11 protein-coding genes are annotated in these 15,131 nt (G+C 50.5%); 2 read left to right on the top strand and 9 right to left on the bottom strand.

From position 1 onward, the window contains the following. Window positions 1-60 precede the first annotated feature (60 nt). The 9 genes from PGL02S_RS13920 to PGL02S_RS13880 all read right to left on the bottom strand — a co-directional run bounded on the left by PGL02S_RS13920 (window position 61) and on the right by PGL02S_RS13880 (window position 12,801). Entirely contained in the window at window positions 61-1,359 is a 1,299-nt protein-coding gene (locus tag PGL02S_RS13920; RefSeq protein WP_006208110.1) for a hemolysin family protein, read from the bottom strand. 536 nt (window positions 1,360-1,895) lie between these two features. Next, window positions 1,896-2,390: a pyridoxamine 5'-phosphate oxidase family protein gene (locus PGL02S_RS13915; RefSeq protein ID WP_036638643.1), complete on the bottom strand. Its 495-nt coding sequence runs from the start codon at window positions 2,388-2,390 to the stop codon at window positions 1,896-1,898. A 237-nt stretch (window positions 2,391-2,627) separates the two neighbouring features. Continuing rightward, complete coding sequence (locus PGL02S_RS13910) at window positions 2,628-4,661, bottom strand: alpha-L-arabinofuranosidase C-terminal domain-containing protein (protein WP_036638640.1); 2,034 nt, start codon at window positions 4,659-4,661, stop codon at window positions 2,628-2,630. A 68-nt stretch (window positions 4,662-4,729) separates the two neighbouring features. Next, entirely contained in the window at window positions 4,730-5,623 is an 894-nt protein-coding gene (locus PGL02S_RS13905; RefSeq protein ID WP_063455983.1) for a carbohydrate ABC transporter permease, read from the bottom strand. 16 nt (window positions 5,624-5,639) lie between these two features. Further along, the gene (locus tag PGL02S_RS13900; RefSeq protein WP_006208107.1) at window positions 5,640-6,602 is read right to left on the bottom strand and encodes an ABC transporter permease; all 963 of its coding nucleotides are present in this window, start codon (window positions 6,600-6,602) and stop codon (window positions 5,640-5,642) included. A gap of 33 nt (window positions 6,603-6,635) precedes the next feature. After that, on the bottom strand, window positions 6,636-8,207 hold the full coding sequence (locus PGL02S_RS13895; protein ID WP_036638633.1) for an extracellular solute-binding protein: 1,572 nt from the start codon (window positions 8,205-8,207) through the stop codon (window positions 6,636-6,638). Between the two features lie 198 nt (window positions 8,208-8,405). Further along, window positions 8,406-10,055, bottom strand: coding sequence for a response regulator (locus PGL02S_RS13890; RefSeq protein ID WP_036638630.1), 1,650 nt, complete (start codon window positions 10,053-10,055; stop codon window positions 8,406-8,408). Window positions 10,056-10,058: 3 nt separating this feature from the next. Then, window positions 10,059-11,858, bottom strand: a complete 1,800-nt coding sequence (locus PGL02S_RS13885; protein WP_036638627.1) for a sensor histidine kinase — start codon at window positions 11,856-11,858, stop codon at window positions 10,059-10,061. Window positions 11,859-11,946: 88 nt separating this feature from the next. After that, entirely contained in the window at window positions 11,947-12,801 is an 855-nt protein-coding gene (locus tag PGL02S_RS13880) for an AraC family transcriptional regulator (protein WP_036638624.1), read from the bottom strand. A 125-nt stretch (window positions 12,802-12,926) separates the two neighbouring features. On the opposite strand from PGL02S_RS13880, the gene PGL02S_RS13875 reads away from it, so the two are divergent. Together PGL02S_RS13875 and PGL02S_RS13870 are read left to right on the top strand one after the other, a co-directional pair. Continuing rightward, on the top strand, window positions 12,927-14,465 hold the full coding sequence (locus PGL02S_RS13875) for a sulfatase family protein (protein ID WP_036638621.1): 1,539 nt from the start codon (window positions 12,927-12,929) through the stop codon (window positions 14,463-14,465). Then, window positions 14,465-15,112 (top strand): chromate transporter, encoded by a 648-nt coding sequence (locus tag PGL02S_RS13870; RefSeq protein ID WP_006208101.1) that lies wholly within the window; start codon window positions 14,465-14,467, stop codon window positions 15,110-15,112. The genes PGL02S_RS13875 and PGL02S_RS13870 overlap by 1 nt, the downstream gene beginning before the upstream one ends. Window positions 15,113-15,131: the final 19 nt, after the last annotated feature.

Raw genomic sequence — 15,131 nt, 5'->3', positions numbered from 1 at the left:
ATTCACCTCCAAAAAAATGATGGTCTGAATGTATCAACGAGAAGCCCTTAACACGCAATCTCAAGCTTGTCTTAGAATGACTTGTTTAATCTGCAAGTTATCGGTTTCCGATACAACCCATACGTGCTCGCCTTGCTTGATCTCATCGCCGTCCTGAACCGTAGTGCCTTTCTGATACTGAATCCAGCCGCCAATCGTATCCATCTCTTCACGATTCTCGAAGACCAGTCCAAACTGCTTCTCAAGCTCATCCAGGAGAACCCGTCCATTAATCAGGTATTCACGTTCCCCGGTCTTCCGGATATCCGCCACTTCGTCGGCATCGAATTCATCACGAATCTCCCCAACGATCTCTTCCAATATATCTTCCATGGTCAATATCCCAGATGTGCCGCCGTATTCATCGATAACCAGAGCCATATGCATACGTTCCTGCTGCATCTTCAACATCGCTTCATGGATCGGCGTAACTTCAAGCACGATAGGAAGGTCCCGGACAAATTCCGTCAGTTTGCGCTCCCGTCCAGCCACGATATGCGGCAGCATCTTCTTCACGTTGACAACGCCGACCACCCGGTCCTTGCTGCCCTCTTCAATGACAGGATATCGCGTATAGTTGTGTTCATCCAATATACGGACGATATCCGGGTATTTCATATCCTTGTCGAGGGTAACCAGAGCGGTTCTCGGCACCATGATATCCTTGGTCACACGCTCATCGAATGAGAATACGTTCTCCATGTAAGCCAGCTTGGTCTGATTGATCTCGCCGCCCTGATAGCTTTGCGTCATAATAATGCGCAGCTCGTCTTCCGAGTAAGCCTGTTCATGTCCAGCAGGCTTCACGCCAAAGGAACGCAGCAATACTCGTGATGCTCCATTCAATGCCCAAATGAATGGTTTCATGATTTTCCCGAACCCATACAGCGGGGCAGCGAGCAGCAGGGTCATCTTCTCCGAGAATTGGATTGCCAGCGTCTTGGGTGCCATTTCCCCAACCACGACATGCAGAAATGTCACGAGTATGAAGGCAATGGCGTAGGAAGCAATCGAAGCCGTTGAGGCCGATACGTTAAAGAGATCAAATACCGGGTACATGATGCGTTCAACGGCAGGCTTACCAATGGCTCCAAGTCCGAGAGCCGTTACCGTAATCCCGAGCTGGCAGGCCGATAGATAATAATCAAGGTCGCCGGCTACTTTTTTGGCCACAACCGCCTTTTTATTCCCTTCAGCAATTAATTGATCAATCCGAGACATACGAATTTTTACAACAGCAAACTCAGAGGCCACAAAAAACGCTGTCAATGCAATCAGAACTGCAAGTATGAATAAATTAGTGATGGTAATAATGTCCAATGATTTCCCTCTTAAGAGGGATTCACCTCCAGATTTAATTAAGGCTGTATTCAATGTTATTCAGAAGCAAGTACATCATGTATTACAAATACCCAGGCAGAAGAGGCAGCCAATAGAAAAGATGTCACACCCTTTAGTTCCGTAACTTGATCCATTTGCAATAACGCCTTCCCAATGTACTACCTCCTCTCCGAATGTAAATTTTCATAATTACGAAAAAAGTATAACACAATCAGAGCCAAACCATCCAGTTGAACGTCATGGTTTAGAACCAGTTCTGCCGTTTAATTCACACAATTCTCACTTGATTTATGGGTTTAAAATAGGTTTCAGGGTAAATCTGCCTTCTTACGTATTAAAGTTCCCTCTTTCTTCCTTCTTAAACCATTTATCTATCAATACGTATGAGCTGATGACTTGCCCGCATACATATCGATCCGTTACTAGAGGACAGTCATGACCATAGCCAAAATTCCTAAAAAAAACCGCAGGATCGTGGCTTGATCCTACGGTTTTTATAACTGAATTATTTCCGCTTAATGAAGATCAACGGTTTTGTTAATCTCCGAGTTGCCCTCCGGCTGCTGGCCCACCATTTTTTTGAAGAAGGCCTTCACCGTTTTAGTTTTATTTCCAGTTTCCCAGTACTCTGCCGTGTCCGTATTCACCTTGATCAGAATCATGTTGGGATCGTCGTAGGATGTTTGCAGCAGCTTCTCGTATGCTGCATTCCAGAGCGCTTTTTTCCGTTCCACATCCTCTACAACTTCAGCCGTTCCACGAATCGACACGTAGGATTTGCCGACATAAGCAATATTCACGTTGGGATTAGCCATGATTTCCGCATATTTGCTGGTATCCCGTTTCGTTAAGAACCAGAGGTCCCCATCAAATTCAATATCCTGTGTCTGCATCGGCCGGGAATTGATCCCACCCTCCGATATCGTGGAGAACATCGCGGTTTCCACATCCTTGATAATATCCTTAACAATCTCAACGGCTTCCTCGTTCACGACGGTTCCGTTTGACATATTGATCACCCCATCCTTCTGTTTAGTCTCTAATTACACTTCCCATAAATAAGTTAAACGATGAATGAAGACCATTTTCCCTGATTCTTGGATAAGATCAGCCTGTATCATTCCATTTCGGGCCGCGGCGAGCTTCGAATGGCTTTATGCAAAAAAGAGCCGTGACTGTCAGCGCAGTCACGGCTCTTCGGTTATAATAGATACTTTAGTCTTGATGGTCACAGCCAGCCTAGGTGATTATTCCACTCCACCGGATTCGGGCTTCGCCCTGAATTCAAGCGCATAAATGGAGGAAGGACGCAATGGGTAACCGCGCTGCAGTTCCTCCGCCGAAACCCCGTATTCCTTACACTTGATTTGCTCAGGCTGGAATACGGAATTGATATCATCGTAAAAATTCCCGGTAATTTCATAAACGGTTGTTTCCCCGGAAGCTTCGAAAGCTTGCAGCTCAAGCTCGGCCCGAGCCTCCCCCAGGCTTCGGTTCACGATAAGCAGCGTAATCACGCTGCCGTCGTCATTCGTACCGGCCACAATGTCCAGATCCGGAAGCGCATCCAGCTCCACAGGCGTCTTCTTGTGTGACGACACGGAGAAGGTGCCGCATTCCGCCTTAACAGGAAGGATTCGCCGGATATCCCGATTCGCGTAAAGCTTTAACACTTCATAGGTGGGTGTACCGTATATTTCGAGAGGAAGCCCGCTCCAGCCAGGTTCTTTGCCGCAATACTGGTCGGCATAATAATCCCCCACTCTGATGCATCCTCCCAGCCAGCCGTTAACTAGATCGGAGAAGCTGCCGATATGCACCATATCGCTGCAACGAATCATTTCATTCAGGTTGGCGGCATTGGCCACGGCTGCTCCCAAGGTATGTTCGTTCGGCAGCCCTTTTCTTACGGTGTTCGGATAGTACATCGTGTTGTATTCGGTGATCGCCAGCTTCACGTGGCTATGCTTCGACTGGGACCGAATAAGCTCCGTCGTCTGCCGGATATAATGCCGGGTCCATTCGGGATAAGAGGCGATCGCTTTATAGCGGTCCTCTGCCGGGGTGTCCCGGTTCATGCCGAAGGGACCGTAGCCGTGGTACAAATGCAGTGTCAGATAGTCCATATACTCACCGGCCAGATCGAGGACCGTTTGATTCCAGTCCTGATCATAATGCCCGCAGGCCAGCAGCACGATGGAATCGTCCGCCTCCTTCATGGCCTTGGCAAACGATATCGTCCGCTCCGCAAACCTGTCAGCTGTGCAAGTGCCGACCTGCCATTGCCCCCAAACCTCGTTGCCAATCTCCCAGTACCTTACATCGTATGGCTCGGGTGATCCATTCTTTGCTCGCAGAGCTCCCATCGGTGTATCCACGCTTCCATTGCAGTATTCGATCCACTGGGCAGCCTCTTCTGGCGTGCCGGAACCATCGTTCACGCAAATGAGGGGCTCAACCCGCAGTTCGCGGCAAAAGCGGATGAATTCGTCCGTTCCGAAATATTTGCTGGTCCACCCTCCCCACGCTTCGTTGTACATGACAGGTCTCTCCAGAACAGGGCCGATCCCATGCTCCCAATGGTACGCGCTGATATAATTGCCTGCCAGTCGCATCATCCCCGCGTTCAGCTCGCGGGTCATGTCTACCACTTCGCGCTTCACCATGGCAATGCTGTCTACTGGCAGCATTGACACATGATCGATCCAAAGCATGCCGGTGGATACGTGGTCGACCCACCTTGGGTGCCCGGCCGGGATATACACCCGAATTTCCGCATCGGCACAAGCACGGGTTATGGACAGCTGCCCCTGGTATTCCTGCCAGTTATGGCTGCTCAGCTCGACCCGCAGCTGCCCCAGCGTTTCTTCCGTACGCCGGTCCACCGCTTCGATCATCAAATAACGAAGCTCGATGGAAGCCCTTGCAACCATCCGAACGGTGTAATCCTTCGGCCCTTGCAGCGATGTGATCTGCGTTATGCCGGCATAGGCCTCATCATCGCTCAGAATGCGGATGCGCTGGGCGCGGCCCGAATGCTTGGGTGCCGGCGCCTCCATGGCATACCTGGTGTTCCTTCCGTTGGTATACGCGCGCCAGCTTCCCGATACCGCGGTCTTTGATTCCGTCTCGCTTTCGAAATCCATGTCCTTCAAGGGAAATGCGAGCATGGCCTCCATATGGTCCCGTATATCCTCCACGAAATGTCCGAACAGGTAGGGGTTGACCGTATGCTCGCTCGGCCTGACGCAGTCAATGGTAATCTTGGCGTTTGTTTTCAAGATAAATCCTCCATAAGCGTGATATATTAGGGGAATTAATTCGTGCGAAAATGGCATGTGAGCTGAGCTCACCCTTTTACCGAGCCAATCATGACGCCTTTAACAAAATGCCTTTGCACAAACGGATACATAAGCAGTACAGGCAAACTGGAGACAATAATGACCGCGTATTTAATGCTCTCGGCAAGCAGGATTTTGTCTTCCAAACCAATGCTGCCGTCCACCGCATCAGATTGACTAATCAGCAGAATTTCGCGGAGCACCAGCTGAAGCGGATGCAAATTCTCGTTACGAATATAGATGAGCGCATTAAAAAATGAATTCCAGTGTCCTACCGCATAGAACAGCACCATGACCGCCAGAATCGGCTTGGATAAGGGCAGGATGATGCTCAGCAGCAGCCTCCAGTTGGAACATCCATCGATATGGGCAGCCTCCTGCAGCTCCCACGGAATGCTCGATTGGAAATACGTTCTCATCACGATCAGATTGTAGGTCGCGATGGCACCGGGAACAATCAATGCCCACATCGTATCGACCATTCCCAGGTCCTTGACCAACAGATAAGTCGGAATCAGCCCTCCGCTGAAAAACATGGTCAGGGTGATAAACACCATAATTGTATTGCGTCCTGGAAGGTCAGGTCTCGATAGCGGGTACGCTGCCAGTATCGTCATGATGATATTAATTACCGTCCCTACAATCGTATAGAAGATCGTATTGCGGTAACCGATCCAAATCTTATCGTTATGCAAAATATTCGTGTAGGCATCGAGCGTTACGCTCTTGGGCAGCAGCCAAACCTCCCCGTTCAGCACCCTTGCCGGATCACTGAACGAAGCGCTGACAATAAAGATTAACGGATACAGCACAATGAGAATAATGATGGCGGCGACCGCGTAAATGATCACATCGAATACCCATTCATCCGAGGTTCTTTTTATGGCCGATGGCTTGGACATGTCGCGTTTTCCCCCTTTACCATAAACTCGTCTCCGACGTTTTACGCGCAATTCGGTTTACAAGCAGCAGCAAAATCAGGTTGATGATCGAATTAAACAGCCCGATTGCTGCCGTGTAACTGTACTCTCCCTTTAAAATGCCTGTCGTGTAAACAAACGTGGAAATGACATCACTCGATTCGAGATTCAAATTATTTTGCATCAGCAAAATTTTCTCAAAGCCAATGTTCATGAAATGGCCGATATCCAAAATCAGCAGAATGATAACAACAGGAGCGATGCCGGGTAAGGATATATGCCAAATCCGCTTCAGTCTTGTCGCTCCGTCCATCTTGGCAGCCTCATAAAGCTGCGGGTTCACCCCGCTCAATGCCGCAATGTAGATAATGGACTGCCAGCCCATGTTCTGCCATATGTTAGAGCCGATAAAAATGGTCTTAAACCAGCCGGCTTCCTCCATAAAACGGACCGGCGTGCCTCCCATTGCCTCGATCAGCAGATTGACCGGACCGCTGGTAGGCGAGAGGAATACATTCAATATGCCGACAATCACGACTACGGAAATAAAGTGCGGAATATACGTAATGTTCTGCAGCCATTTGCTGAAGGTCTTGTTACGAATTTCATTAATGATCAACGCCAGCAAGATGGGAATCGGAAAAGCGATCAACAGCGAGAACAGATTAATGGACAACGTATTCCACAGCAGCCTCCAGAAATAATACGAATCGAAGAAGCGTTCGAAATGCCCGAAGCCCTCCCAGCTGCTCCCGAGGATTCCCTTGGCCGGGTTGAAATTCTTAAACGCAATTTGCAGCCCGTACAACGGACCATAGTGAAAAACCAGATACCAGACGACCGGCACAAGCAGCATGAGGTACAGGTCATACCTTTTGGCCATTTGTCTTAGCAAGCGGGGACCTCGCCTTCGTTGACCTGGAGGCATAGTGATCGTTGTATCGGCTTTGACACTCTTCATGGGCATCCACTCCTTATCCATGATGCGGCAGCATTATTTCTGCATCTTGTCATAAGCATCCTGATACAACTTCTCCAGCTCATCGATTTTCATCTTCTTCAGCGTAGACTGGAATTGTTCCCACTTGTCGAAGCTAAGCGCGCCCACAATGAATTTCGTGCTCTGCTCTTCGTAGTATTTATCGATATCGTTACGCAGAATGTTCACTTGCTGAGCGGTTTGCTCGTCAAACATGGGAGCCGCGTAGCGAACCTCCGGCATGAATGGATCCAGCTTCTGCTGCGCCTCCTGTACCTGCGGCGGATTGATGAAAGAGGCGACCTGCTCGCTGATGAGATGAGGCGCTCCTCCTCCGGCGTAAGGCGTGATTTTTGCCTGGTTGGTAATATCCTTCAAGAAATCTTCTGTATAGTAGGGAATTCCGTCCTTCATCTCGTAATGCTCTCCTTCTCTGCCGAACCGGAGAAGGGTAGATCCTTCGTCGCTATAGAAGTAATCGATCCAGCGCATCGTGACTTCCGGGTATTTATTGACGGACGTGATGGCAAAAGCTCCAAAATCCCGCGCAATCGGCAGCGCCTGACTTTGCATCCGGTCTCCGTCAGGCCCTGCCGGAGGCGCGATCCCGGTATATTGATCCTGGATTGACAAAAAGTTGTTGTTTGTCTGGTCAAAGAAGAATCCCGCATTCCCTGATCCCTGCTTGGCCAAATATTGCGCTTCAGTGTGCGAGAATATCTCGGGATCCAGAAGCTTTTCCTTGTAAAGCTTGTTTAGATACATCAGCATCTCTTTATTCTTGTCGCTGCCCATCCAGATGCTCGCCTTGTCATTTTCAATGTTGATGTTGTAGCCGAGCTGTGTGTCCAGTCCGAACGATCCGCTCATCGCGCTCACAACCGATAACCCGATTCGGGCGGTCATCGGAATCTCATCCTGCTTGCCGTTGCCGTTCGGGTCCCCGTCACGGAAAGCAAGCAACACCTGATACAGTTCTTCGGTTGTCTCCGGCACCTCCAAATTCAGCTTATCCAGCCATTTCTGATTAATCCATTTCTTATCCGTACGCGCCGCGCCTAGCGTGACGATGCCCGGAATCGCGTAAATGTGGCCCTCCGGCGTTGTGATGCCCGAGCGGATTTCGGGATATTCCTCCATCCATTTCTTCAGATTCGGAGCATATTCATCAATAAGGCCTTCCAGCGGGATCAATTGGCCTGCCGACCCGTAGCGGACGGTTTCAAGCGGCGATAGCCCCGAACGGAACAGCGCATCGGGCAGCTCATTCGACGCGAACAGCAGGTTTTTCTTCTCCTGGAAGCCGTCTGTCGGCGCTTCGATGAACTCCACCTTTACATTGCTCAATTTCTCGTAATCCTGAAAAACTGGCATCTCCTTAAACGGACCATTAACGGGGGCAATCCGGGTGAACATCTTGAGTTCCACCGCCTGCTCTACGATCGGAAATCCCGTGGTGTGAACGACATTCTCCGAACCTTCGGGTGCGGCTTCCTTCTTCGAACCTCCATCTGAACTGCATCCGGCTAGCATCAAGCTGGAAACGATCATGGTCATGATCGCGTTTCTTCCCCAGTGTTTACGCATGAATAGGTGACCCCCACATTTCTTAATCACCACACGCTTAGTGTAAGCGTTTACCGTTGGTGTGTGATTATTATAATTCAACGGCCCTGGCAGCCAATTACAATAATATGATCATTTACTCCACATATTTTACGGTTTTTTTATACTGGCTGCTTCCGAAACACGGTTTCTGCCGATCCGAATGCTTGGTTTTTTCTCTTATCCTTTTCCCAGACTGTTCAAGTACTCTTGCGGTGTCATTCCCGTAATCTCCTTGAACACTTTAAAAAAATAGTTATGAGTCGTGAACCCCACTTGATTGCTGATTTCCTTGATGGTATAGCGCCCGCTTTCCATCAGTTTGCACCCTGCGTCGATTCGTACCCGATTCAAGTATTCCGAGAAGGTACGCTGCGTCTCCTCCTTGAAAATTCGGCTTAAGTAGGATGAGTTCAACCCGATGGCGCCTGCCGCTAGCTCCAATGTGACATACCCCGGATATCTCTCCAGGATGAAGTGGATGGCTTGCGTGACATGACGAGAATGGGCCCCGCTCACACGGTGCTGCTTCAGCAGGCCCAGCAAGTCGGCATAGAAGGATAACAGCCACTGCTCCAATTCCCCGACACTGCCCATCCTTCCGAGTTCGCTTCTTGCAGGAAGCCTGTCCCCTGCTGCTTCAATGGATGGCATCCATGTTTTCAATGCCTTATCACCGGTCTGCATCAGCTCACTGACAATGATCTGAACCGTATGCGAATGGATTGGCTGATGGGAGATCGAAGCAAATATGGATGAAATTAAAGCCTGCACATCTTGGGTGTCCAGTCTTTCGATGGAGAGCAGAAGCTGCTTGTGCTCTTCGATCGTCAAAGAAACGCGCTCTTTGTACCCTCCGGCAAATCCGACAACGTGGTCCATTATCCTTGGCGGCGTATTCTCGGCGAACGGCACCTTGACGGATGAAGCATCTAGTTCCCGCTCAGCTGAGCTGTAACTGGATCCAAGCTGGGATAAGCTGGTGCACACATGTCCTATAGCGGTTACGCATCTTAAATTGAGGAATAATTCAAGCGCGTGCTGAATCTTTCTTATTCGTCCGTCTGCCTCGCTCATCACGGCAAATTCACTTCGTTCCTTGTTCGCAAACACAACAACAAACCGCCCATCCTCCACATAAGCTGCCGTCCGCTCATGGATATCCCCCAAACTCTGCTGCATCATATCCACTACCTGCTGAACCAGCCGATTCGTTTGCACATCGCTGTACGATTCCGTCAGCAGCCGAAACGGGATAATCTGCACAGCCGCAGCCGTATAACTGAAGGTCTGGGGATACAGGTTATTCCGCTGGGAGAAGGTTTCTGACTCCAGGCTTGCTTCCATCCCTCCTCCCCGGATTAAATGCACAACATAATCACGGATCAGGACAGGGTTTATCCTCTCTTCCAGGGCCTGCCGGGCAATGCGTTCTTTAAACAGCCGATCCTCCTGCCGCAATGCCAGGACCGCTTTATTCAGCATGGCGATCAGCGTTGCCCCGTCCAGCCGATGCTTCAATACATAATCGATGGACCCGTTCTTCAGGGACTCCCGCACGTAGTCATAGTCATCAAAGCTGCTGAGCATGATGGTCTTAATGGCCGGGAAGCGTTCTTTGATCGCTCGGTTGAGCTCTACACCGTTCATGCCGGGCATGTTCACGTCAATAATTGCAATATGAGGAGGGGACTGCTCCATCATCTCCAGAGCCATGAATCCGTTATGCGCTTGGCCGCACAGCTGAAATCCATGCTCATTCCAGTCGAGTAACGTCCACAAATTATGCCGCACCAGCGGCTCATCGTCGACAAGCAGCACTTGAAACATCGCTTATATCACCTCTTGTTCGGATTCTCCCTTACACTCCGTAAGTTTCGGCAGCCGGATCTCGACCTTGGTATACAGACCTGGCTCACTGTACAGCTTGACACCGTATGAATGACCATAGAGGTGTACGATCCGTTCATGCACATTACGCACCCCCATTCCGCTAAAACGGGACGTATTCCAGCTCTTTCCCCTTTCACCCAACAAAGCAGCCTTCTGCCCCTCTGTCATACCCTTGCCATGGTCGATCACTTCAATCTTGAGGTCGCCCCCCTCTTCGCATACGCGGATCAGCACAAGTCCCTCCCGCTCCAGCGGTCCGATACCATGAATAATGGCATTCTCCACAAGAGGCTGCAGCATCAGCTTCAGCACCCGGCATTCCAGCAAAGCATCCTCCTCAACCTGGGCAACCATCCGGATCGGCTCCATATACCTGTACTTGACGATGGAGATGTAGCGTTCAACATAATCCAGTTCCTCCCGCATCGTCAGAAATTCGCTTGAATTGCCCAGAACCCCGCGCATGAGCTCAATCAACGATCCCGACACTTCTTCGATGTTAGGCACGCCGTTCATCTTGGCCAGATACTTAATGGTGTTCAGCGAATTGTATAAAAAATGAGGATGAATCTGTGCCTGAAGGGCCGTTAACTCGGCTTCTCGCTTGGCCCTCTCACTGACCCGGATTCCTTCCATCAGCCGCTTCAAATCCTCCACCATGCTGATAAAGACGCGGTACAGCTGCCCGGTCTCATCCTCGCCCTTGATCTCCTTCCTGGGAAACGTTAAATTCCCCTCCTTCACAAACATCATCAACGATTTCAATCGCCGGATATTAAGGGTGATCCGCGAAGACACCTGCAGCGACCCGATGAGAACCACAACAAAGACGATAACCGACACCTCCGCCAGCAGCTTGCGCAGCCTTGCCGATTCGCTCAGCAGCGAATCCATCGGAATCAACGCCAGCGTGGTCCAGCCCGTATAACCGGATCGGCGGCTGACCACGATATAGTCTCTCCCGTCAATAACTTGCTTGATAGCATCACCATTACCTGCATGCTCCTGATTGAGGCCGACAATCCTTTCGGATGAAGGGGCAAAAGACGGTGCCGATTCGGCCTCATAAACGAACCCGCCCTGCATGTCCAACACATAGATCATGCTGTCCGTAGTCGGCTTCACGCCGTAGGTTTTTTGGATAAAATCATAATTCAAGTCCACCATGACCACCCCGATCGGTTCACGATTGTAGCGGATCTCCCGCCCTACCGTGATGGCGTCCGACACCCCCGTCTGCTTGAAATACGCATGGCGGGATCCGTTCTGCAGCATATAATCCAGCATCGGTGACCCCAGCACCGTCCTGTCCAGCCACGGCCCACCGGAGAAATACACCTTCCCGTTCAGACCGACAACAGCGATCCGTGTAATGTAGGGCTTATAATCGATCAGAACGGACAGGAACTCATCGATCCGCTTCTGCTCCTGAAACCACTCGTAACTGATCTCTTCATTCGGGCTTAACAGGGTGTCAATCACCGTGTTTTTGTTGGTCACCACAACGGTGTTCAAGCGATCGATCTCTTCCAGCATCATATTCAGCGATTCATCCGCCTGCCGAATGCTGTCCGATACCGAGGTGACCGCATTGTGCATGATCGTCTCACGCATGCTCATGTAAACAATGACCGTAATCGAGACAATGGACACGAGGGTAACCGCACTAAACGCAATGAATATTTTCCCTTGAATGCTTCGACCGGGCGATATCCACCTCTGAATCGTAGAGAGCTTCATAGCGGAATTCTCCTTTTTCAAGATCAACCGAAATAAAAAGTAACCGTTTACAAAATTTCGTTCACATGGGCATTCCCATGGTACGCACTCAGCATTGGGTTCCCCGCATGGTAATGGGAGGCACCTTGTAATAAATCTTGAAGGCTCTCGTGAATGAGTATAAATTGGGATAGCCAAGAGACAGGGCAATCTCCGTGATCGTTGCGTCCGTTTCGGTCAGCAATCGTTTCGCCTTCTCCATCCGTATTTTCTGCATGTATTTTAACGGAGGCATCCCTACCTGACTGGTGAACATATTGGAGAAGTACGAACGGTGCACCCCCGCAAATTCAGCCACCTGCTGTACTGAAATCCCTTCGGTCGCGTGAAGTTCCATGTAATCCAAACACTCATGAATCCATCCCGCAAGCTCTGTCGGCTGCGAAGAAACCGTGTCCGGCACCAGTCCGGCAAGCAGTCCGTAGATCAAGCCATGCAGTTCCAGTGAAATTGAAGGCTTCCAGCGTTCCACGCCAGCCAGGGCATGAATCACGCTTTCCGACGACTCTTTGACCCGGGCGGATAACATTTGTTTGCCAAACGGGCTATCCGGAAGCAAACCGGCAAGCTCCAATAACGGCTTGACCCTGTTGCCGTCCAATGCGAGCCAGCTCATTTGCAGCGGAGAATCCGAGGGAAGCATGTGATAGTAATAGGTCCGCCCCGGAAACAGGCAGAACACATCGTTCTTCTGCAGATCCACCCATTTACCATCGAATTCAAGCCGGACCATGCCTTCATGCACAAAATGCAGACTGTAACACTCGATCCGTTTCGGTCCGACCTTGTAATTGGGCTTGGCTGCAGTTCGTCCTGCCCGAACCGGCCAAATTTGTTCCTCCTTATCCAAATATCCCGGCGTATAGTAGATGAATTCCGCATACTCGTATTCATATTCCTGCATTTGGCGACGCCCCTCCTTTCCTTCATTTTTTGCTTAATCATAACAAAATGACAACAAAAATATAACACTAAGCTATTTTTATAACTGATTTTTTTCAATATTATCATACTAGGAGGGGATTACACTTGTCGAGAACACCTAACATTTTGCTAATAACGAGTGATCAACAGCATTGGAACACCATCGGTACATTTCAGTCTGAAATTTCCACGCCGAATCTGGACCGTCTCGCCCGGCAAGGGACAACGTTCGATCGGGCCTATTGCCCAAATCCCACCTGCACCCCCAGCAGAGCATCCATCATTACGGGAATGTATCCCAGTCAGCATGGAGCATGGACGTTGGGTACAAAACTGCTGGAAGACCGCCACACCGTGGGTCAAAGCTTCCAGGAAGCCGGATACCGAACGGGTCTTGTCGGCAAAGCTCATTTTCAGCCACTGAAATCCACGGATGTTTATCCTTCGCTGGAAGCGTACCCGATCCTTCAGGATTTGGAATATTGGAGAAATTTCCACGGGCCATTTTACGGATTCGACCATGTTGAACTGGCCCGCAACCACACCAATGAAGCCCATGTCGGTCAACATTATGCACAATGGCTGGAAGAGCAAGGGTGTGCCAACTGGCGGGAATACTTCCTGCCGCCGACGGGAACCATGGATCCTTCCCGGACGTACACATGGCCCATCCCGGAGAAATACCATTACAACGCCTGGATTGCCGAACGAACCGGCTCCCTTTTGGACCAATACCAGCGCTCGGATGACCCTTTCTTTCTGTGGGCCAGCTTCTTCGACCCGCATCCGGAATATCTGGCCCCTGAACCGTGGGACTCGATGTATGACCCGGACGAGTTGACCATTCCATCCGTAATGCCGGGAGAGCATGACCGAAATCCGCCGCATTTCCAGTTGACGCAAGAGGACGATCCTGATTTCTCGCATCTTGCAGAGACCGGGTATGGCATACATGGCTACCGTTCCCATCACTATTACGAGTATGGTGCAAAGGCACGACTAACGGAGTATGACAAGAAAAAGCTTGTTGCCGTGTATTACGGCATGATCAGTATGATGGACAAATATATCGGCAAAATCCTCGATAAACTGGATGATCTGGGACTGGCGGAGAATACCGTCGTTGTATTCACAACGGATCACGGCCACTTCTTCGGCCAGCACGGCCTTCAAGCCAAGGGAGGGTTCCATTACGAGGATTTAATCCGGATTCCGTTCATGGTAAGGTACCCCGATCAGGTGCCTGCCGGAAAAAAATCAAATGCCATGCAATCCCTGGTCGATCTGGCCCCGACCTTCCTATCGCTCTGCAACGTTCCGATTCCGCACGCCATGACGGGCGTCGACCAAAAGGAAGTGTGGCTCGGCAAGAAGGCGGCCGCTCGGGAGCATGCCCTCTGCGAATTCCGGCACGAGCCGACAACGATTCATCAAAAAACATATATCGAACAGCGTTATAAGATCACCGTCTATTACAATCAATCCTACGGTGAGCTGTTCGACCTTGAGACCGATCCTAACGAGCTGCATAACCTGTGGAACGAGCCGGAGCACGAGCAGCTGAAGGCCGAGCTATTGCTCAAATATATCTGGGCCGAGCTTGGCAAGGAACCGATGCCGATGCCCAGAATCCATCATGCGTAATGGAAATCATGAGAGATCGCATCAAGGGACTGAAGCATAAATTCAAGCTGCTGAACCAGCTGTTCTGGACCTTCTTCCGCATCGGGCCCTCCACCTTCGGAGGCGGGTATGCCATGCTGCCAATTATTGAGCGCGAAGTGGTGAGCAAGAAAAAATGGATGCAAGAGGATGAAATCGGTGAGCTTATATCGCTCGCCGGCTCAGCTCCCGGAGGCGTTGGCGTTAATGCGGCTGCCATCATCGGCCACCGTCAGGCTGGCGTTGCCGGAGCTGTGTCGGCGGTCATCGGAGTGACATGTCCCACGTTTCTGATTGTGATTCTGATCAGCATATTTGCCATGGTGTTCCGAAACCAGCCTAAAGTCGAAGCTGCTCTAAAGGGGATGAACGGTGCCATTATAGCGCTAATCCTCATGGCGGCATATCGGATGGCCAAGTATTCCGTCTTTGACAGGACGACAGCGATAGCTGCCCTTGCTACCGTCTCCGTGCTGTTATTTGCTGGTGTCCACCCCCTCTATCTTATAGCTCTGGGTTTGTTATGCGGCATGACGGTCATCCGGATCAAACTACGGCTTGGACTTCGGGCCCGGACCGAGAAGCAGACCGCAACCGGCAGCCCTTCGGAGCTGGAGTATTACATTTAAGCGAGAGAAATCGGGGCGA

It is taken from the genome of Paenibacillus glucanolyticus NBRC 15330, from assembly GCF_004000885.1.
GTDB classification, from domain to species: Bacteria; Bacillota; Bacilli; order Paenibacillales; family Paenibacillaceae; genus Paenibacillus_AQ; species Paenibacillus_AQ glucanolyticus.
The sequence above is the reverse complement of the archived record's forward strand: the minus strand, read 5'-3'. Positions and strand labels throughout refer to the sequence as shown.